This is a genomic window from Streptomyces sp. NPDC044704, assembly GCF_056433525.1.
Window position 1 is genome coordinate 75112 of the sequence record NZ_JBWKGY010000014.1, and the last position, 20219, is coordinate 95330.

Annotated in this window: 19 protein-coding genes; 4 read left to right on the plus strand and 15 right to left on the minus strand. The window is 72.9% G+C overall.

Going from position 1 to position 20219, the window contains the following annotated elements; translation table 11 throughout:
* Position 1 precedes the first annotated feature (1 nt).
* From AC07B0_RS28715 to AC07B0_RS28745, 7 genes are all read right to left on the minus strand, one after another.
* Positions 2–2059: a SpoIIE family protein phosphatase gene (locus tag AC07B0_RS28715; protein ID WP_478899205.1), complete on the minus strand. Its 2058-nt coding sequence runs from the start codon at positions 2057–2059 to the stop codon at positions 2–4.
* Between the two features lie 152 nt (positions 2060–2211).
* Positions 2212–2691 (minus strand): DUF3574 domain-containing protein, encoded by a 480-nt coding sequence (locus tag AC07B0_RS28720; protein ID WP_356881027.1) that lies wholly within the window; start codon positions 2689–2691, stop codon positions 2212–2214.
* 89 nt (positions 2692–2780) lie between these two features.
* Positions 2781–3719, minus strand: coding sequence for a DNA-binding protein (locus tag AC07B0_RS28725; protein ID WP_478899207.1), 939 nt, complete (start codon positions 3717–3719; stop codon positions 2781–2783).
* Positions 3716–4924: an MAB_1171c family putative transporter gene (locus tag AC07B0_RS28730; RefSeq protein WP_356881023.1), complete on the minus strand. Its 1209-nt coding sequence runs from the start codon at positions 4922–4924 to the stop codon at positions 3716–3718. Before AC07B0_RS28730 ends, AC07B0_RS28725 begins: the two co-directional genes overlap by 4 nt.
* Entirely contained in the window at positions 4921–5502 is a 582-nt protein-coding gene (locus AC07B0_RS28735; protein ID WP_356881021.1) for a BTB/POZ domain-containing protein, read from the minus strand. Before AC07B0_RS28735 ends, AC07B0_RS28730 begins: the two co-directional genes overlap by 4 nt.
* A 191-nt stretch (positions 5503–5693) precedes the next feature.
* Positions 5694–6899, minus strand: coding sequence for an amino acid aminotransferase (locus tag AC07B0_RS28740; protein ID WP_356881019.1), 1206 nt, complete (start codon positions 6897–6899; stop codon positions 5694–5696).
* The gene (locus AC07B0_RS28745) at positions 6892–7887 is read right to left on the minus strand and encodes a DMT family transporter (protein WP_356881017.1); all 996 of its coding nucleotides are present in this window, start codon (positions 7885–7887) and stop codon (positions 6892–6894) included. Before AC07B0_RS28745 ends, AC07B0_RS28740 begins: the two co-directional genes overlap by 8 nt.
* Before the next feature lie 145 nt (positions 7888–8032).
* On the opposite strand from AC07B0_RS28745, the gene AC07B0_RS28750 reads away from it, so the two are divergent.
* Complete coding sequence (locus AC07B0_RS28750; protein WP_356881015.1) at positions 8033–8515, plus strand: Lrp/AsnC family transcriptional regulator; 483 nt, start codon at positions 8033–8035, stop codon at positions 8513–8515.
* A 4-nt stretch (positions 8516–8519) separates the two neighbouring features.
* Here the strand turns inward: AC07B0_RS28750 and AC07B0_RS28755 are convergent, their stop codons facing one another.
* From AC07B0_RS28755 to AC07B0_RS28765, 3 genes are all read right to left on the minus strand, one after another.
* Positions 8520–9038, minus strand: a complete 519-nt coding sequence (locus tag AC07B0_RS28755) for an O-acetyl-ADP-ribose deacetylase (protein WP_478899209.1) — start codon at positions 9036–9038, stop codon at positions 8520–8522.
* Positions 9038–10456 (minus strand): phytoene desaturase family protein, encoded by a 1419-nt coding sequence (locus tag AC07B0_RS28760; protein ID WP_356881011.1) that lies wholly within the window; start codon positions 10454–10456, stop codon positions 9038–9040. The genes AC07B0_RS28755 and AC07B0_RS28760 overlap by 1 nt, the downstream gene beginning before the upstream one ends.
* A 250-nt stretch (positions 10457–10706) precedes the next feature.
* Positions 10707–11531 (minus strand): inositol monophosphatase family protein, encoded by an 825-nt coding sequence (locus tag AC07B0_RS28765; protein WP_356876260.1) that lies wholly within the window; start codon positions 11529–11531, stop codon positions 10707–10709.
* 224 nt (positions 11532–11755) lie between these two features.
* Here AC07B0_RS28765 and AC07B0_RS28770 point away from each other — a divergent pair, with 224 nt between their 5' ends.
* The 3 genes from AC07B0_RS28770 to AC07B0_RS28780 all read left to right on the plus strand — a co-directional run bounded on the left by AC07B0_RS28770 (position 11756) and on the right by AC07B0_RS28780 (position 13689).
* Positions 11756–12856 carry a glutamate--cysteine ligase gene (locus AC07B0_RS28770; protein ID WP_356876262.1) on the plus strand — a complete coding sequence of 367 codons (1101 nt, stop codon included), beginning with the start codon at positions 11756–11758 and terminating at the stop codon, positions 12854–12856.
* 202 nt (positions 12857–13058) lie between these two features.
* Complete coding sequence (locus AC07B0_RS28775) at positions 13059–13253, plus strand: hypothetical protein (RefSeq protein WP_478899210.1); 195 nt, start codon at positions 13059–13061, stop codon at positions 13251–13253.
* A 289-nt stretch (positions 13254–13542) separates the two neighbouring features.
* The gene (locus AC07B0_RS28780; RefSeq protein WP_356876266.1) at positions 13543–13689 is read left to right on the plus strand and encodes a hypothetical protein; all 147 of its coding nucleotides are present in this window, start codon (positions 13543–13545) and stop codon (positions 13687–13689) included.
* Between the two features lie 52 nt (positions 13690–13741).
* Here the strand turns inward: AC07B0_RS28780 and AC07B0_RS28785 are convergent, their stop codons facing one another.
* From AC07B0_RS28785 to AC07B0_RS28805, 5 genes are all read right to left on the minus strand, one after another.
* On the minus strand, positions 13742–15235 hold the full coding sequence (locus AC07B0_RS28785) for an IMP dehydrogenase (RefSeq protein WP_478899212.1): 1494 nt from the start codon (positions 15233–15235) through the stop codon (positions 13742–13744).
* A gap of 296 nt (positions 15236–15531) precedes the next feature.
* The gene (locus tag AC07B0_RS28790) at positions 15532–16533 is read right to left on the minus strand and encodes a TIGR03842 family LLM class F420-dependent oxidoreductase (protein WP_356876271.1); all 1002 of its coding nucleotides are present in this window, start codon (positions 16531–16533) and stop codon (positions 15532–15534) included.
* 13 nt (positions 16534–16546) lie between these two features.
* The gene (hydA, locus tag AC07B0_RS28795; RefSeq protein WP_356876273.1) at positions 16547–17947 is read right to left on the minus strand and encodes a dihydropyrimidinase; all 1401 of its coding nucleotides are present in this window, start codon (positions 17945–17947) and stop codon (positions 16547–16549) included.
* A 10-nt stretch (positions 17948–17957) separates the two neighbouring features.
* Complete coding sequence (locus AC07B0_RS28800; RefSeq protein WP_469382353.1) at positions 17958–19253, minus strand: aspartate aminotransferase family protein; 1296 nt, start codon at positions 19251–19253, stop codon at positions 17958–17960.
* Positions 19250–20092 carry a nitrilase-related carbon-nitrogen hydrolase gene (locus AC07B0_RS28805; RefSeq protein WP_467293142.1) on the minus strand — a complete coding sequence of 281 codons (843 nt, stop codon included), beginning with the start codon at positions 20090–20092 and terminating at the stop codon, positions 19250–19252. Before AC07B0_RS28805 ends, AC07B0_RS28800 begins: the two co-directional genes overlap by 4 nt.
* Positions 20093–20219: the final 127 nt, after the last annotated feature.

The following is a 20219-nucleotide window of genomic DNA, read 5'->3' on the forward strand; positions in this document are numbered from 1 at the left end:
CTCAGACGGCCCGGGTACGGGCCAGGAGGACCGCTACGTCGTCCTCCGGGGCCCTGGGCAGCAGCTCGGCCAGGATCCCCTCGCACAGCTCGTCGAGCGGCTGCCCGGCCCGCTCCAGCGCCCGGCCGAGCCGCTCCATCCCCTCGTCGAGGTCCCGGTCTCGGGCCTCGATCAGGCCGTCCGTGTACAGCGCGAGGAGGCTCCCCGGCGGCAGCGGCACCTCCTCGGTGCGGAAGTCACGGCCGCCCGTGCCGAGCGGGGTTCCGGGCGGCCCGTCGAGGAAGGTGACCGTCCCGTCGGCGGTGACCACGGCGGGCGGGGGGTGCCCGGCGCGGGCGATGGCGCAGCCGCCGGTCGCCGGGTCGTGGACGGCGTACACGCAGGTGGCCATCTCGTCCTCGCCGAGGTCCGCGACGACCGCGTCGAGGGATTGCAGCAGCCGGGCGGGCGGCACGTCCTCGCGGGCGAGGGTCCGTACCGCCGTGCGGAGCTGGCCCATGACGGCGGCCGCGTGGATGCCGTGGCCCATCACGTCGCCGATGACGAGACCGGTACGGCCCCGCGGCAGCTGGATGACGTCGAACCAGTCGCCGCCCACGTCGTGGTCGCTGGCCGGCAGGTAGCGGCCGGTCAGTTCGAGGCCCGCCACCTCGGGGAGGGCGCTGTTGCTGAGGCTGCGCTGGAGGGTGAGGGCGGCCCGGCGCTGGTTGGTGTACATCCGGGCGTTGTCGATGTTGAGGGCGGCGCGCGAGACGAGATCCTCGATCAGGACGCAGTCCTGGGCGTCGAACGGCTCGCGTCCGCGCACGCGGGTCACCGCGACGGCCCCCAGCACCTTCCCGCGCGCCACCAGCGGCACCATCCGCGCCGAGCCGAGCGTGGCGAGGTAGTCGCGCAGGGCCTGCGCGCGCGGGTCGGTGATCAGCGCCGGGACGTCGGAGGCGTACAGGTTCATCGGGATGCCCTCGGTGACGACCCGCTCGTACACCGTCCCGGACGGGACCTGGAAGGTCTGGCCGGCCGCGAGGCGGGCGGTGGGCGCCGCCGGGTCGGGGAAGGTCGCCGCGAGGCGCCGCAGCACCCCGTGGTTGGAGGCCGCCGACTCGTCCGGGTCGAGGGCCGCCTCCAGGACCTGTACGTCGGCCGAGTCCGCGAGCTGCGGCACCAGCATGTCGACGATCTCCCGGGCGGTCTGGTTCAGGTCGAGGGTCGTCCCGATGCGCGTGCCGGCCTCGGCGAGGAGGGCGAAGCGGGTACGGGCCCGTTCGGCCTCCAGCTGGGCCCGCTGGCCCTCGGTGATGTCGATGAGGGAGGCGATGAGGCCGAGGCGGCGGCCGCTCCCGTCGAGCAGCGGGGCGTAGGAGCAGGACCAGGTCCGGTCGTGGTCGGGGTCGGCGGGGGTGCGGCCGGTGCGGCGGACGTCGACGACGGCGCTGCCGCACTCCAGCACCTTGCGCATGGTCTCCTCCAGCGCGGCGGCGTTGACCCCGGGGACGACCTCGGTGAGGCGCTTGCCGAGGTGGTCGGCGGCGGGTACGCCGTTCATCCGGGCCAGCGCGTCGTTGACCCGCAGGAAGCGCAGGTCGGGGCCGAGGGTGGCGAGGCCGATCGGGGACTGGGTGAACAGGCTCTGGAGGGCGGCGAGGGAGTCCCGCATGTGCAGGACCTCGGAGGTCTCCACGGCGATCAGGAGGGCGCCCGTACGGCCCTGCGGGTCGGCGGCCGGGACGATCCACATCTCCATCGCCACGCGGTGTCCGTCGCGGTGGCGGACGGGCAGGGTCCCGACGACGGTCTCGCCGGCCTGGACGCGGCGGGTCAGGTCGTCGGCGAGCTCCTGGTTGGCCTCGGGGACGAGCACGGCGGTGCCGGGCCTGCCGAGGATGTCCTCGGGACGGTGTCCGAGCAGGTCCTGGGCGGCCAGCGACCATTCGACGACGAGGCCGTCCGCGTCCTCCCGCCAGAGGGCGATCGGCAGCAGCTCGCGGAGTACGCCGGCGTATCCGACCGCCGGTGTCGGCTGGTCGGGCACCTCGCTCGTCGACTGGTAAGTGTCCAATGCACCGACCTCACCCCGGGGGGCCTGATTCCTTCCGATTCACCCTATCCGAGCGCTCGGAACGGCGCGTCGGGGCGGAGCCGCGCGGGGACGGGGGGCGGGCGGGGACGGTCGGGGGACCGCCCGCCCTGGCCGGGCGGTCCCCCTGCGGATCAGAAGTCGGCCTGCGCCCGGACGTCGGCGCGGCCGACCGACTCCAGCTCGTACGTCTTGCAGTAGAGGCGGCGGATGTACTCGATGTCGATGTTGCGCCGGTGCGCCTCGTTCACGGGGTAGAGGACGGTCAGTTCGTAGGAGCGCTCCCCGTTGATGTCGCCCTCCTTGTCCCGCCACTGGCCGCGGCCCTCCTGGAGGGTCAGCCCGGACGGGAACCGGGGCGTGACCACGTCGGCCACGAACTTCATGAACTCCGCGTCGGTGATCGGGGGGTGGCCGTTGTGGCGGCCGGTGCCGAAGTACAGGTGCGTGGAGATGAAGGGGCTGCCCACCTGGGAGGCGGACTGCTGCTCCGCGGCGGCCGTGGTGGCACGCGTGTCGAACGCGACGTCGGCCACGGGTCTCCCCACGGCGAACAGGAGCGCGCCCACCGCGAAGAGGGCGGCGGCGGGCATCGATATCCGGATGGATCGCATGTGTCTTCAGTCCCTGTCTGTCGTTCGTGGAGGGGGTGGGGGGTGGCGCTCGGGGGTGGTGCTCGGGGTGCGGGTCCGGTCCGCGCCGGCTAGGCGGGCAGGGACTCCAGCAGGAAGACGGCCGCGTCCTTCAGGCGGCCCGGTGCGGCCCCGGAGCGGCGCAGGCCCCGCGCGGTGCGGCGCAGGGTCCCGGTGGTCCGTACGGAGCCGATCCCGGCGGCCCGCGGCGCGAGGTCCGCGATGAGGTCCTCCGCCTCGGTCCAGGCCCCGGCGCGCACCAGGGCCGCCAGCAGCTCGGCGGTGAACAGGTGCCGGTAGGACGGTCCGGGAGCGGTGGCCGCGGCGTGCAGGAGGGGGACGGCCCGGTCCCAGCGGCCCAGCCGGGCGTGGACCCAGCCCCGGTGGCCGAGGAGCTCGCTCTGGTCGATCCACCAGGCCCAGTGCGGGTCGCGGTACGAGACGCCGTCCAGGAAGCGGCTCTGGGCGCGGGCGATCAGCACGAGGGGTTCGCGGCTCGCGCCCAGCATGGCGAGCGCGTGGGCCTGGCGGATCAGGACGAGGCTGCTCACCCGGGCGGGCAGCGGCTTCGGTCCGACGGCCTGCGCGGCGGACTCCAGGGCGGCCCGCGGCCGTCCGGTGTGGGCTTCGAGCATGCTGTGGTTGAGCAGCACCAGGCGCGCCGTCCAGCGGTCTCCGCACAGGCCGGCGAGCGCCAGGGCGCGCGCGTTCATCCGGCGGGCCTGCGGGTGCAGGCCGGCGTCGAACAGGATCCAGCCGATGACCTCGGCGAGCTCGGCCAGGGCGGCGAGCCGGTCCGCGTCCTCGGCGTGCAGGCTCCCGGGCTCGGCCGACAGCTGCGGGAAGCTCCGTACGGCTTCCCGTACGGCGGGTACGGCGGCCGTGGCGCCGTGCTCGGTGTCCAGGGCGACGAGGCGCCGGACCGTGCGCAGGGCCGCGGCGTGCAGCGCGCCGGGCTCCCCGGCCCGGTCGGCGGGGAGCCCGGGCTCGGGGTGGTCCGGGGCGCTCATGACAGGAGACCCGCGTCGACCGGCCCGTCGCGGCGCTGTCCGAGGGCGGTGAACGAGGCGGCGACCTCCGTCAGCCACTCCACCTCCTCGCGGAAGTCCTCGTACGGCGGGCGTACGGGGATGTCGGCCGCGTCGGCCTGTTCCGCGCGCTGGTCGGCGGGCCGACTGAGGACGGCGCGCACCTGGAGCGCCTCTCCGAGGGGTGAGGTGGGGTCCTCGGGGAGGTTCAGGGAGCGGGCGACGCGGGCGAAGTCCGCGAGGGAGAGGGAGGTGCGGAGCATCAGCTGGCCGTCGCGGATCTCGATGACGCGCCGGTAGAGGCTGTAGTGGGGGTCCCGGGGCGGGACGAGGTCGCGGGGCATGGAGCGGGGCGGGTCCAGCGCGATGTCCGGGGACGCCTGGTAGAGGGCCCACCACAGCGGGCGCAGCCGGAGGTAGGAGCGGTAGCTGCGGATCCAGCCGCGGGCCCGGGTGACGCGGATGCCCCAGGAGGGGATGGTCCAGCCGATGATCTGGAGGAGGGCTCCGATGCTGCCGCTCGTCCACTGGATGGGGTCGAGGCCGGCGCCGTCGAAGTCGAGCCGGGTGCCCGCGATCTGGATGCTGCGCGTCACGCAGTAGACGAGGATCAGGCTCGCGCCGACGGTGACGGTCCGCATGCCGACCGCGAGCCACTGGCGGTTGGCCATCTTGGTGAAGCGCAGCGACAGCCGCACCGTCTCGAACTGCCCGATGGCGCAGATCAGCAGGTAGAAGGACATGTACAGGGCGTACCGGCCGTCCTCGATGCTGAGCAGGATCGTGGAGGTGGCCGTCTCGGACTTGGTGGCGGGTCCCACGGCGAGCGACGTGGGGACGAGGACGCACAGCGCGGCGGTGAAGAACAGCACGCGCCGGCGGGCCATCCGCCGGGCCTCGGCGGGCGGCGACGACCAGTAGACGAGGACGACCTGCTGGGCCGCGGTGAGGATGACGACCGCGATCTGGGTGATCAGCGAGGTGATGTTGGGAAGTCCGAAGAATCCGGAGATGTGCAGCCGCAGCAGGTCGAGGTCGACGAGGAAGCTGATCCCGGAGCAGAGGAAGTACGTACACAGCGCCCAGAGGGCGATGTCGTGTCGTCTGCGGAGCAGGTCGGGGAGCCGGTAGGCGAAGGCGGCGATGCCGACGACGGCGCAGATCCACGCGAGGATCCCGTAGATCACACGCACCCCTGGTCCGGCTTGCCGAGGCCGTTCTCGATGCGGGCGACGATCTCGGCGGCGTCGGCGGGGACGCCCCAGGCGGGTTCGGTCCAGCGCTTCGCGGCCCGCGCGAGGATCAGGGAGGCCATGGTCTCGGCTTCCTGTTCCTCGTCGTCGCTGTAGCGGGAGCGCATCAGCATGCCGCGGACGGCCGCGGGGTCGACGTCGGGGACCAGCTGGCCCGAATCGCCTCCGCCGAGTTGCACGGAACCCTTGTGCTCGAAGGCGATGTGCGCCAGTTCGTGCGCGATGATGTGTTCTTTGTGTGAAGAGGAGGCGGCCTTCTCGTACACGATGACGTCGAAGTCATCCATTTTCAGCCATATACCGAACAGGTGGCGTTCGGGGAACGGCGTGGATATCAAATGGATGGGCCGGTTGCGCTGTTCGGTCAGATAGTGGTGGAGTTCGTCGATCCCGCATCCGTGCTCCATGCCCCACTGCGCGAGGAGTTCCTCGCAGGTGTGGCGGACCCGCTTGAGGCGGCGCCGGAGCCTTCTGTCCTCGGACGTCGATGACGCAGAGCCAGGTAACTTCATCACAGTCCTCCGCCGAACCCCTGCGCGGCCGTCCTCGCCCAGTCGCGCCGCCGATTCCCGTGCGACGACGCGGCCATGATGCCACACGCCCGCCGTCGCGATCCGTGCGGCGAGTTCCATCCGGCCATTCCCCGGCAGATTCGGCCGCCCGGCCCGGAGGGATTTTCGGCCACGCCTTTCGGGGGCCGTGTTTACGAATTCACCGACATGTGCCGTGATTCCAGGACGGCGGCGATGCCCTGGGCGAGGCAGGGGATCCGGTGGGGCGGGATTCCGGCGATGTTGATGCGGCCCGAGGTGGTGCCGTAGATGGCGAACTGCCTGCGCAGCAGGAGCATCTGCGGGGAGGTCAGCGGCAGCATCGAGAACATGCCCTTCTGCCGCGCCAGGGCCCGCGCCTGGACCTCGCAGCCCAGGGCGTCGAGGCGGGCGGTGAGTTCGGCCCGGTTGGCGGCGATCCGGCCGCGCATGACGTCCAGTTCCGCCTCCCAGGAGCGGCGCAGCCGCTCGTCCTCCAGGATGGCCGTCACGACGGCGGCGCCGTGCTCGGGCGGCATCGAGTACAGGGTCCGGGCGGCGTTCTGCAGGGCCGTCTCGGCGTGCCGCACGGCCGTGGCCGAGGCGCCGACGACGATGGCGCAGCCCGTACGGTCGCTGTACAGGCCGAAGTTCTTCGAGCAGCTGACGGCCACCAGCACCTCCGGCAGCCGGGAGGCGAGCAGCCGCGTGGCCGCCAGGTCGGCCTCCAGTCCGTCGCCGAGGCCGTGGTAGGCGAGGTCGACGAACGGCACCCAGCCGGTCCGGGCGGCGAGGTCGGCGAGGGCCTCCCAGTCCTGCGGGGAGGGGTCGGCGCCGGTCGGGTTGTGGCAGCAGCCCTGGAGGAGGACGACGTCGTCGCGCCGCGCCGCGCCGAGGTCGCGCAGGACCGCGGCGGTGTCGAAGCCGCCTTCGGCGTCGCGCCAGCCGTAGGTGCGCACGGTCAGGCCGGCCGCCTCCAGGATGGGCCGGTGGTTGACGTAGGCCGGGTCGCTGATCCACACCGTCGTGCCGGGGCGGGTCCGGCAGATCAGGTCGGCCAGCAGCCGCAGCGCGCCGGAGCCGGCGACGGTCTGGACGGCCGCGGCCCGGTCGGCCGGACCGCCGGATCCCAGGACCAGCGCCAGCAGGGCCCGGTTGAAGCCGGCGTTGCCGGAGAGCCCGCGGTACTCCTTGGAGTCGGAGCGCTCGGCGAGGCGTATCTCGGCCTCGCGGACGGCGGCCATCACGGGCGTGCGGCCGGTGTCGTCGCGGTACACGCCGAGGACGAGGTTCAGCCGCTCGGGCCGCTCGTCGCCGCCGAACTCGTACGTCAGGTCCCACAGGGGATCGGTGGGCGGCGGGGGAAGGAGCTCAAGCATCTGCGGGAACCTCGGGGAGCGGGCGGGCGTGGGGGCGGGGGCGGCGATTGGCGAGGACCACGCCGGCGGTGATCAGGGGCACGCCGACGAGGACGGCGAGGGCCGGCTTCTCGTCGAGGAGCGGGATGGCGAGCAGGACGACGGCGACGGGGCTGAGGCTGCCGACGACCGAGGCGCGTTCGGCACCGAGCCGGCGGATCGCGAAGGCGTAGAGCAGGCCCGCGCACAGGCCCACGCCGAGTCCCTGCACCACCAGGAAGAGGGCGATGTCCGCGCCCTCGGCGTGGGCGAGGCCGCTCGGGAGGACCCCGGTCAGCACCAGGAGTCCGATCACGGCGAAGGAGGGAAGGCAGAGCAGGCCGATCGAGCCCACGGGGTCGAGGTCGACGTCGCGCAGGCCCACCGTGTACAGGGCCCACAGCCCGCTGGCGACCAGGAGGGTGCCGGCGCCGGCCAGTACGTCCGTGTCGACGGGGACGACGTGCCGCCAGACCAGGGCGATCACGCCGGTCGCGATCAGGGCGAGGCCGGCGGTCTGCGCTCCCCGGGGCAGGCCGTGTCCGCGGGCGGCCATGAGGGCGGAGACGAACAGCGGGACCATGCCCGGGACGATCGAGCCGACGAAGGCGGCCGAGGTCAGGGCGCCGCCGTGCATGGCGGCGAGGAAGAACGGCACCCCCGCACCACAGACGATCTTGAGGGCGGGACCGGGCCGGACCGCGGCGATGCGCTCGCGGCGCTTCCACAGCGCGGGCAGCAGGACGACCAGCGGGACGCCGAAGCGCAGCAGGGCGGCGTCGGCGGGCAGGAGCGTGGAGGTGCTCAGGGCGCGGGCGCTGAGCGCGAAGGCGGCCCAGATCGCCACGGTGACCAGCAGGGCCAGCATGCCCCGGCCCTGGGGGGAGAGCCCGCGGCGGCCGGGGTTTCCGGCCCGCGGGCCCTCCGCGCGGAGGGGAGCGGCCGCCCCGGTGGTAGTGGTCGCGACCAAGGAAGTTGCTCCAGCCTGTGAGCGCGGACCGGTCTGGCCCGTTCCCTCGCAACGCTAGGGCCTGGGCCGGGGCAGCCGATTGCCAGTTCTGTCGCTCGGACATACGTTTGGGGCAGGATCTGCCAAGAAACGCCCTGGAGGAACCGTGGACGCCGTCGATCTGCAGATCATCCGGGAATTGCAGGCCGACGGGCGGTTGTCCAACCAGGACCTCGCCGACCGCGTGAGGCTGTCCCCCTCCCCCTGCCTGCGCCGGGTCCGCCGCCTGGAGGAGGCGGGCCTGATCCGGGGCTACACGGCCATGGTCGACCAGGTCGCCTTCGGTCTCCCCGTCACCGTTTTCGTCCGGATCCGCCTGGAGCGGCACACGGCGGAGGCCGTCGGGACGTTCGAAGAGCACGTGGCGGTGATCGAGCACATCCAGGACTGCTACCTGATGGCGGGCAGCAGCGACTACCTGCTGCGCGTGGTCATCGAGGACCTGGAGGCGTACGAGGCACTGGTCCGCCACCGGATCCACGCCATTCCCGGCATCGCCTCGATCGAGTCGAGCTTCGCCTACGGCAGCGTCAAGCAGTCCCGGACCTACCCGCGCCCCGCCCCCGGCCAGGCGAAGCGGGCCCGGTGACGGTCTACGCCGGGCCTCCGGCGGCGGCCTCGAACGCCGCGTAGGCCTTCTCGTCGAAGAGCACGAACCGGACCTCCTCGACCTCGGTGCGGGCCGCGCGCACGGTCTCGACGGCGATCCGGGCGCCGTCGTCCATCGGCCAGCCGTAGATCCCGGTGGAGATCGCCGGGAAGGCGACCGTACGGGCCCCCAGTTCGTCGGCGACGCGCAGGGACTCGCGGTAGCAGGAGGCCAGCAGCTCCGAGCGGTCCTCGTCGCGGGACCACACCGGCCCGACCGTGTGGATCAAGTGCGCCGCCGGGAGCCGGCCCGCGGTGGTGGCGACCGCGCGGCCCGTCGGCAGGCCCTTGCCGTAGTGGGAGCGCCGCAGGTCTTCGCAGGCGGCCAGGATCTCGGGGCCGCCGCGCCGGTGGATGGCGCCGTCCACTCCCCCGCCGCCGAGCAGCGAGGAGTTCGCGGCGTTGACGACCGCGTCGGCCGGCTCCGCGGTGATGTCTCCGAGGACGAGGGTGATGCGGACCATCACGAGGCCTTCCGAAGGTGGCGCCAGACCGCCTTGGCGGCGTTGTGGCCGGACATGCCGTGGACGCCCGGGCCGGGCGGAGTGGCCGAGGAACAGAGGAACACCGCCGGATGGGCGGTCGTGTACGGGGACAGGGTGAGCTTCGGGCGCAGCAGGAGCTGGAGGCCGGAGGCCGCGCCGCAGGCGATGTCCCCGCCGACGTAGTTGGGGTTGCGGGCCGCGAGCTGGGGCGGGCCGGCCGTGGCGCGGGCGAGCACGAGGTCGCGGAAGCCGGGGGCGAAGCGCTCCAGCTGCCGTTCGACGGCTTCGGTGAGGTCGCCGTCCCAGCCCGCCGGGACGTGCCCGTACGCCCAGAAGACGTGCTTGCCCTCGGGCGCCCGGCCCGGGTCGACGAGGCTGGGCTGGGCGGTGATGAGGAAGGGGGTGCGCGGGGCGCGGCCGCCCGAGGCCAGTTGCAGGGCCGCGTCGATGTCGCGGGTGCGGGGTCCGATCTGGACGGTGCCGGCCCGGCGGGCCTCCTCCGCCGTCCAGGGCACGGGGCCGTCCAGCGCGTAGTCGAGCTTGAAGACGGAGGCCCCGTACCGGTAGCCCTCGTAGGCGCGGCCGAGGCGCGCGATGCGGGCCAGGGCGGTCGGGGAGGTGTCGAAGACGTACGCGCGGGCCGGCGGGAGGTCGTCGAGCCGCTTGACCTCGTAGCCGGTGTGGACGGTGCCGCCGAGGTCGCGCAGGTAGCCGGCGAGGGCGTCGGAGACGGACTGCGAGCCGCCGCGCGGCATCGGCCAGCCGCCGGCGTGGGCGGCCAGGGCGAAGACCAGGCCGACGGCGCCGGTCCCGATCCCGCCCAGCGGGGCGATGACGTGCGCCACGAGCCCGGCGAACAGGGCGCGGGCCCGGTCGTCGCGGAAGCGGCGCAGCAGCCAGGTGGAGGGCGGCAGTCCGTCCAGCCCGAACCGGGCCAGGGTGACCGGGTCCCGGGGCAGGGCGGTGCTCGGCAGGGACATGAAGTCCCTGGCCAGGGTGTCCCACTTGCCGAGGTACGGGCCCACCAGGCGCCGGTACGCGCCCGCGTCGCGCGGCCCGAAGGACGCGGCGGTCTCGGCGACGGAGCGCGACAGCACGGCGGCGGTGCCGTCGTCGAAGGGGTGCGCCATCGGCAGGGGCGCGTGCAGCCACTCCAGCCCGTACCGCTTCAGCGGCATGGTCTTGAACACCGGCGATCCGATGCCGAGGGGGTGGACCGCGGAGCAGGGGTCGTGCCGGAAACCGGGGAGGGTGAGCTCCTCGGTACGGGCCCCGCCGCCGACGGTTCCGGCGGCCTCGAACACGGCTACGGAGTGGCCGCGGCGGGCCAGTTCGACGGCGGCGGTCAGGCCGTTGGGCCCCGCCCCCACCACGACCGCATCGAGGATCGGCGGCACTGTGCGACTCCTTCGTCCGGCGGGCACTGACCCCAGCTTATTGCGCCGCCGACGGCCGACGGCTCCGCCCCAACCCCTAGGGCCTGTCGTCAAACTCCCGTCTGCCCCGCGACGCCTGGCACGCGCTCTCGCCGCACCGGGCGAAAGCCAAGTACGTCCAGTACGCGGGCTTCCGCCCGGCGCACCGAGAGCACGCACCAGACGCCGCAGGGCCGCCCTCCGGGCGACGACGGGAGTTTGACGACAGGCCCTAGGCGCCGCGCAGCAGGTCGCGGATCCGGGTCGTCGTGGCCTCGTCGCGGCCCACGGCGAAGGGGAGCGCGTTGTCCCGGTCCACCCGGAAGGGCACCCCGTCGACCGTGCTCTGGGTGCCGCCCGCCTCGCCGACCAGCAGGAGGCCGGCCGCATGGTCCCACGCCGAGGGCCAGTTGAAGGCCAGGGCGTCCATCTCCCCGCGGGCCACCTTCAGGTACTCCAGACCCGCCGAACCGCAGGGCCGGGAGGAGACCCCGGGCACGTCCAGGCGGCCGAGGATCCGCCGCTCCTCCTCCGTGGTGTACAGCGGGTGTGCGGTGGCCACGCGCAGCACGGCGCCCGGATCGGGCGAACCGCTGTGGATCCGCTCTCCGTTGACGTACGCGCCCTGCCCCCGCACGGCGGTGGCCAGTTCGTCCAGGGCCGGGGCGAAGGTCCAGGAGGCGAGGATCTCCCCGCGCAGGGCCAGCGCGACCAGGGTGCAGAAGGCGGGGTCGCCGTTCACGAACTGCCGGGTGCCGTCCACCGGGTCCACGATCCAGACGGGGGCGTCGGCGCGCAGGGCCCGGTAGACGTCCGGGTCGGCGTGCACGGCCTCCTCGCCGACCACGGCCGAGCCGGGCAGCAGCCGCGTCAGCGAAGCGGTGAGGTGCTCCTCGGCCAGCCGGTCGGCGACGGTGACCAGGTCGTGGGGGCCGCTCTTCTCGTCCACCTCGTGCTCGGCGAGCTGCCGGAACCTCGGCATGATCTCGGCCGCCGCCGCCTTGCGGACGGCCTCTTCGACGGCGGACAGGTCACGGTCCAGGAATTCATCGATCATGCCCCCAGCAAAGCACGCCCCGCCGACGAACCCCAGGCCGGTGCGCGACGCGGGACCGCACACCGGGTGGATTCCCCGTGAATCCCGGCGGCCGGTGCCCCGCAGCGGCCGGGACACCCCGGTGGGGTGTCCGCACCCGGAACCGGCGGGCCCTGACGGGCATGGCGGCACCGAAACCGGGCAGACGCGCCGTTCCGACGTACACGAGGGATCTGGAGCCGGACATGCGCACCGTTGGGGTCGAGGAAGAGCTGCTGCTGGTCAGCTCGGAGACGGGCGAGGCGCTCGCCCTGGCCGCGCCCGTGCTGGCGGCGTCCCCGCGGGGGGACGACCGTACGGGCCGGGAGGTGTTCGAGAAGGAGCTGGCGAAGGAACAGGTGGAGTTCGCCACGAAACCGGTCTCCTCCATGCCCGACCTCGCGGACGAGATCGTGCGCTGGCGGCGCGAGGCGGCCCGGCGCGCCGGGGAGGCCGGCGCTTCGGTCGCCGCCCTGGCCACCTCTCCGCTGCCCGTCCGGCCGTCGCTCCACCTGGGCGAGCGCTACACGTGGATCGCCGAACAGTTCGGGCTGACCGCGCAGGAGCAGCTCACCAGCGGCTGTCACGTGCACGTGGCGGTGGAGTCCGACGAGGAGGGCGTGGCGGTGCTGGACCGGATCCGCCCGTGGCTGCCGGTCCTGACGGCCCTGAGCGCCAATTCGCCGTTCTGGCAGGGCGAGGACAGCGGCTACGCGAGCTACCGCAGCCGGGTGTGGGACCGCTGGCCCTCCGCCGGGCCGGTCGAGCTGTTCGGCTCGGCCGAGGGGTACCACCGGCGCGTCGAGGACATGGTGGCCACCGGGGTCCTGCGCGACCGGGGCATGGTCTTCTTCGACGCCCGCCTGTCCGCGTCCTACCCGACGGTCGAGATCCGGGTGGCCGACGTCTGCCTGGAGGCGTCCACGACCGTGCTGGTCGCCGCCCTCGTCCGGGGGCTGGTGGAGACCGCGGCCCGGGCCTGGCACGCCGGGGAGGAGCCGGCGCGGCACGGGCTGGACCTGCTGCACCTGGCCTCCTGGCGGGCGGCGCGCTCCGGTCTGGACGGGCCGCTGCTGGATCCGCTGACCATGCGGGAGTCCTCCGCGGAGAAGGTGCTCGCCGCCCTCCTCGCGCACGTGTCGGACGCCCTCGCCGACAGCGGCGACCTCGACGACGTCCGCGACGGGCTGGCCCGGCTGGTGGTGAGCGGGACCGGGGCGTGGCGCCAGCGCGAGATCCTCCGCCGGGAGGGCGGTCTGGAGGCGGTGGTCCGCGAATGCGTGCGCGTCACGGCGGGCGCGGAGTGAGCGGGGCGGCCCGTCCCGGCCGGTTTTTCCCGTTTCGGGTGTGTGGCGGGCGGTGTGCCGGGCACGCTCGGGGGCGACGGAGGGAGGACCGCACGGCGTCGCCCTGACGGCGGGCCCGGACAGCGGGCCGCGGGCGGCGCGGCGGAGAGCGAGCGTACGAGTACCCGAGGGCCGGTTCCGCCGGCCGGAGGAGAGCGATCACATGCAGCGCGGCAGCGACAAGATGAGCCCCTACCGTGACGAACACGCCAAGCAGGAGCTCCGGAGTTACCTGACGTCCGGCCGGCCCGTCCGTACGGCCGAGGGCCGCGAGCCCGAGCCGCCGGCGGACGACGACCCGGCCGTCACCGGCCCGGCCCCGACCCCGCACCCCACCCGGCCCGGCCCGGACGCCTGACGCCGCCGCGTGGCCCGCACCCCACCCGGGTGCGGGCCACGTGCCCGCCCGGGTCCGGCGCGAGGCCGTCACCGGGCGACGCCACGGGCCGGCAGGCGCGGGGTCCACGGGCTGGGGCCGACGGACTGGGTTCGACAGGCTCGGTCCGACGGGCTGGGCCGTCACCCCGGGCACCTGCGCCCCACGCTTCCGCCGCGTCCCGCGCCCGCCGACACCGGGACAGTCAGGGCCGGTTGACGGCGCGGATCCCGGGCATGGGCGACGTAGGACGCGACCTCAGGGAGGGCCCATGGCCGGATTGCTCGCCAGGATCAAGGAGTTCAGCCGCAGCCCCCAGGGGCGGCGGACCATCGAATCGGCCCGCCGGGCGGCCGCCGACCCGCGCAAGCGCGAACAGGCGCGCGGCCTGCTCGCCCGCCTGCGCCGCAAGCACTGACCCCGGCGCCGGACGGCCCCGCACCGGCCGGGCAACAGCCCGGCCGGTCGCGTCACCCTCCGGCGTCGATGGCGGGCCGACGCACCTCGATCTCGGCCCCGGTCTGCTTGAACGACTCCGCCGACACCGGAACCAGTACGGCGTCCCGGTGGAAGTCCCGCAGGGTGGTCGACCCACAACTGATCATCGTGGAGATCAGCTTGGTCCGGGTCCGCTCCACGTTGTCGTAGAGGCTGCCTGCGTAGGGCACGTAGCCGTCGACGCCCTCCTCGAAGACCATCCGGCCGCCCTGCCCGTACCGGGCCGCGTTCTGTGCCCGCCTCGAACCCTCGCCCCAGTACTCCTTGTACCACTGGCCGCCGATCTGGAGCTTCCGTGACGGGCTCTCGTCGAGCCGGGCGAAGTAGCGGCCGAGCATGATGAAGTCGGCGCCCATCGCCAGCGCCATCGCCATGTGCGAGTCGTTCAGCAGACCGCCGTCACAGCACAGCGGTACGTACACCCCGGTCTCCCGCGCGTACGCGTCGCGCGCTTCGACCACGTCGAGCAGCGCGGAGGCCTGCCCGCGGCCGATGCCCTTCTGCGCCCGCGTGGTGCAGATGGCCCCGCCGCCGATGCCGACCTTGACGAACGCCGCGCCCGCGTCGGCCAGGTAGCGGAAGGCCCGCCCGTCGACGACGTTCCCCGCACCGACGGGAACCTCGTCCCCGAACGCCTCCCGGGCGAACGCGAGGGTCCTCGCCTGGTATTCGGAATAGCCGTCGGAGGAGTCCAGGCACAGGACGTCCGCTCCCGCCTCCACGAGTGCGGGAACGCGGTCCTTGAAGTCCCGGGAGTTGATGCCGGCACCCACGCGCAGACGCTTCGCGCCGTCCACGCTCGCCCGGTGGTACGTCTTGTGGGCCTGGTAGTCCCGCTTGAGGACCAGGGAGGCGACCCTGCCGTCTTCGAGCACCGGCAGTACGTCCAGGTGGTGTTGCCAGATCAGCTCGTTCGCCTCGGACAGTGAGGCGGTGGCGGGCGCGGTGACCAGGCCGTCACGGCCCCGCATCCGGTTGCCGGCCGTCTCGGAAGCCCCGTGGCGCTCCAGGTGGAAGTCGTCGAGGCTGATGATCCCGAGGAACTCGCCGTCCGCGTCCCCGCTGCGCGTGACCACGGCCACGCCCTGCTCGGCCTCGGACAGTTGCCGGGCGACCTCTCCGAGGGACGTCCGCGGCGCCACGGTGACCTCGCTGGTGCGGAAGCCGGCCTTGTGCCGCTTCACCGCCAGCACGTCCGCGGCCTGGTCCTCGATCTGCTGGTTCTGATGGATGAACGACAGCCCGCCGACCTGGGCGAGTGCCACCGCCAGCGCCGGTGACGACACCGCCTGCATGATGGCGCTCACCATGGGCGTGGCGATCCGGATCCCCGGTTCCTCGCCGATCCGGTGCCGCACCAGCGGCGCCCCGAGATCCACGTTGTCCGGCGTGCAGTCTTCCGTGGTCAGGCCCGGGATGAGGAGGTACTCGCTCAGCGTGCGAGAGATTTCGGGGAGGATTTTCACGTCGTCTCCAGAACGGAGCCCCGTGAACCGGTTCGGGTGAACCGGCGGGGCTCGTGCGGTCAGTACGGATCGTCACCAACCGGGGAGAGCGGGCGCACTCGGCGGGACGGTGCTCGCACGCGCGGTCGCATCGACAGCGGGGGCACTACGGACCCGACCTGCGCGGTGCTGCACAGGCGTTGACTTCCTTGACGCCATGCGAGATGCTACCGCATTTGACGTGTCCATGAGGCGAACCCCCGCGGGGGCCGCGCCGGGTGCGCGGCCCCCGCGGGGGTTGGGCGGCCCTGGGGCCGTCAGCCGTTGAGTGCCGGGATGACAAGCTGTCCGTACGCGTCGATGGTGGCCTCGCGGGCGTCGTGCATGTCGTAGACGGCGAACTGGTCGACGCCCAGGCCGCGCAGGGTGCGGAGCTTTTCGATGTGGGCCTCGGCCGGGCCCAGCAGGCAGAAGCGGTCGACGATCTCGTCGGGGACGAAGTCCGCGGACGGGTTGCCGGCGCGGCCGTGGTGGCTGTAGTCGTAGCCCTGACGGGACTTGACGTACTCGGTCAGCTCGTCCGGGACCATCGAGGAGTGCTCCCCGTACCGGGAGACCAGGTCGGCGACGTGGTTGCCGACCATCCCGCCGAACCAGCGGCACTGGTCGCGGGCGTGCGCGAGGTCGTCTCCGACGTACGCGGGCGCCGCCACGCAGATCGTGATGGCGTCCGGGTCCCGTCCGGCCTCCACGGCGGCCTGCCGCACCGCCTTGATCATCCATTCGGTGAGGTAGGGGTCGGCGAGCTGGAGGATGAACCCGTCCGCCTTCTGCCCGGCCAGCGCGAGCGCCTTCGGCCCGTACGCCGCCATCCAGACGGGCAGCTTCCCCTCCCGGATCCAGGGGATGCGGATCGGATTGCCGTCGACCTCGGCCTCCCGGCCCTCGGCGAGGTCGCGGATGACGTCGATGGCCTCGCCGAGCCGCGCCAGGGTGTTGGGGGCGCGCCCGGCGACCCGCATCGCCGAGTCACCGCGCCCGATGCCGCAGACGGTGCGGTTGCCGTACATGTCGTTGAGGGTGGCGAAGGTGGAGGCCGTCACCTCCCAGGTGCGGGTGCCCGGGTTGGTGACCATCGGCCCGACGTGCAGCTTCTGCGTGTTCGCCAGGATCTGGCTGTAGATGACGAACGGCTCCTGCCACAGCACCGCCGAGTCGAAGGTCCAGCCGTAGCGGAAGCCGTTGCGCTCGGCGCGCTTCATGAGGCTGACGACCTGGGAGGCGGGCGGGTCGGTCTGGAGGACGAGGCCGAAGTCCATGCGGGGACTCTCCTTACAGGTACTGGCAGGTGGAGCGGTGGACGAAGGTCCCGTGACCGGCCCGGCCGGCGTACTCGCGCCGGTCGATGACGAATTCCCCGCGCGAGAGGACCGTGTCGACGCGTCCGGTGATCCGCCTGCCCTCGTACGCCGAGTAGTCCACGTTCATGTGGTGCGTCTCGGCGGAGATGATCTGCTCGGCGTGCGGATCGTAGAGGACGATGTCGGCGTCGGAACCCGGCGCGATCGTGCCCTTCTGCGGGTAGAGGCCGAACATCCGGGCCGGGGTCGCGCAGGCGATCTCGATCCAGCGTCGGCGGCTGATGTGCCCGTCCAGGACGGCCTGATGGAGGAGGTCCATCCGGTTCTCCACCCCCGGCAGCCCGTTGGGGATCTTCGAGAAGTCCCCGCGGCCCAGCTCCTTCTGGCCGCGGAAGCAGAACGGGCAGTGGTCGGTGGAGACCACCTGGAGGTCGTTGGTCCGCAGGCCCCGCCACAGCGCCGCCTGGTGCTCGCGCGGGCGCAGCGGCGTGGAGCAGACGTACTTGGCGCCCTGGAAGTCGGGCTCCGCCAGGTTGTCGGTGGACAGGAACAGGTACTGCGGGCAGGTCTCCCCGAAGACGGGCAGGCCCTTGTCGCGGGCGGCGGCCAGTTCGGCCACCGCCTCCTCCGCCGAGACGTGGACGACGTACAGGGGGGAACCGGCGACCCGGGCCAGCTGGATCGCCCGGTGGGTGGCCTCGGCCTCCAGGAGGACCTTGCGGACCTCGCCGTGGTGGCGGGGGTCGGTCTCCCCGCGCGCCAGGGCCTGTTCGACGAGGACGTCGATGGCGATGCCGTTCTCGGCGTGCATCATGATCAGCCCGCCGTTGCCGGAGGCCCGCTGCATGGCGCGCAGGATCTGCCCGTCGTCGCTGTAGAAGACGCCGGGGTAGGCCATGAACAGCTTGAAGGAGGTGACGCCCTCGCCCACGAGGTGGTCCATCTCCTTGAGGGTGCCCTCGTTGACGTCCGAGAGGATCATGTGGAAGGCGTAGTCGATCGCGCAGTTGCCGTCGGCCTTGGCGTACCAGGTGTCGAGGCCCTCGCGCAGGGAGCGGCCCACGCCCTGCACGGCGAAGTCGACGATGGTGGTGGTGCCGCCCCAGGCCGCGGCGCGGGTTCCGGTCTCGAAGGTGTCCGAGGCCGCGGTGCCGCCGAAGGGGAGTTCCATGTGGGTGTGCGCGTCGACGCCGCCCGGGATGACGTACTTCCCGGACGCGTCGATCGTGCGGTCGGCCGTCCACGCCCGGGCCGCGGCCGAGCCGTGTGCGGCGAGCGCCGCCACCCGGCCGTCCTCGACGAGGACGTCCGCGTGGAGCTCGTCGGCGGCGGTGACGACCAGCCCGCCGCGGATCAGGGTGCGGATGCTCATGTGGGTCCCCTTACGTGATGCTGCGGAGCGCCTGTTCGAGGATGTCGGCGCCCTCTTCCGCCTCGGCGACGGTGAGGGACAGCGGCGGCGCGATGCGCAGCACGCTGGTGTCGTGGCCGCCGCCCTTGCCGAGGAGCAGTCCGCCCGCGCGGGCGGCCTCCAGGACGGCCGCTGCGGCGGCCGGGTCGGCCCGGTCGGTGCCGGGCTCCGTCAGTTCCAGTCCGGCCATCAGGCCCCGGCCGCGGACCTCCCGCACGGCGGGCACGTGGGCGGCGACGGCGCGCAGCCGCTCCAGGAGCAGGCCGCCGACGCGGCGGGCGTTGCCCTGGAGGTCGTGTTCCAGCAGGTAGGAGAGGTTCGCGAGGCCGGCGGCCATGGTGACCGGGGAGCCGCCGAAGGTGGAGATGGAGTTGGAGTCCAGGCAGTTCATCACCTCGGCGCGGGCGACGACCCCGCCGATGGACATGCCGTTGCCGATGCCCTTGGCGAAGGTGAGGATGTCGGGCGGGCCGTTCTGCCCGTGTGCCTGCCAGCCCCAGAAGTGCTCGCCGGTACGGCCCCAGCCGGTCTGCACCTCGTCGCTGATCCACAGGATGCCGTGGCGGTCGAGGACCTCGCGGAAGGCCCCGTACAGGCCGTCGGGCGGGGAGGTGAAGCCGCCGACGCCCTGGACGGGCTCGGCGATGAGCGCGGCCACTCCCCCGCGGGCCTGTCCGAGCACGTCCTCCAGGTCCGCTACGGCGGCGGCGGTGAACTCGGCGTCGGGCAGGGCCGCGAAGGGGCCGCGGGAGCGGACGGCGCCGTGCACGTAGTACGTCTGGAGCGGCGAGAGGCTGGTCGGGGACCAGCCCCGGTTGCCGGTGACGGAGACGGTGGAGAAGGACCGGCCGTGGTAGCTGTTGCGCATCGCCAGGATCTGGTTGGAGCGGCGGTACGTCGTCGCGAGCAGCAGGGCGGTGTCGTTGGCCTCGGTGCCGGAGGTGGTGAAGAAGACCCGGGCGTCGGGGATGCCGGACAGTGCGGCGACCCGTTCGGCCAGCTCGATCATCGGCCGGTTGAGGTACAGGGTGGAGGAGTGGATGATCCGGCCGGCTTGTTCGGAGACGGCCTTGGTGACCTCGGGCAGGGCGTGGGCGGTCATCGTGGTGAGGATGCCGCCGAAGAAGTCGAGGTAGCGGTTGCCGTCGGCGTCCCAGACGTGGCGGCCCTCGCCGTGGGTGAGCTCGATGGGGCGGTCGTAGTAGAGCGCGAGCCAGTCGGGCAGGACGGTGCGGTGGCGGCTGTGCAGGGGAATGGGGTTGGTCACGGCTGTACGAGCCCTCCGTAGGCGTCGGGGCGGCGGTCGCGGTAGAAGGCCCACTGGTCGCGGACCTCCTTGATCAGGCCGAAGTCGAGGTCGCGGACGAGGAGTTCCTCCTCCTTGTCGCTGGCCACCTCGCCGACGAACTTGCCGCGGGGGTCGACGAAGTAGCTGGTGCCGTAGAAGTCGTTGTCGCCGTACTCCTCCCGGCCGACGCGGTTGATCGCGGCGACGAAGTACTCGTTGGCGACGGCGGAGGCGGGCTGTTCCAGCTGCCACAGGTGCGCGGAGAGCCCGCGGTGGGTGGCGGACGGGTTGAAGACCAGCTGGGCCCCGGCCAGGCCCAGGGCGCGCCAGCCCTCGGGGAAGTGGCGGTCGTAGCAGATGTAGACGCCGACCTTGCCGACGGCGGTGTCGAAGACGGGCCAGCCGAGGTTGCCCGGGCGGAAGTAGTACTTCTCCCAGAACCCCTTGACCTGGGGGATGTGGTGCTTGCGGTACTTGCCGAGGTAGCTGCCGTCGGCGTCGATGACGGCCGCGGTGTTGTAGTAGAAGCCCTCGGATTCCAGCTCGAAGACCGGTACGACGATCACCATGCCGGTCTCGCGGGCCAGTTCCTGCATGCGGCGGACGGTCGGTCCGTCGGGGACGGCCTCGGCCCAGCGGTAGTGCTCGGGTTCCTGGACCTGGCAGAAGTACGGGGCGTTGAACACCTCCTGGAAGCCGATGATCTTCGCACCCTGGGCAGCCGCCGCGCGGGCGTGCTCCTCGTGTTTGGCGATCATCGACTCGGTGTCTCCGGTCCAGGTGGCCTGGACGAGTGCGGCGCGGACGACTTGGGCCATGAGCTGCTCCTCGCGACGGGAACGCCGACTTCTACGCACGTAGACGGGGTGCGTAGGGAGTCGAAGGTAGGCCGCGTCACAGCCCGGGGCAAGACCGCCGTGCGCAGTTGGAGTAGTCGATCAAGTT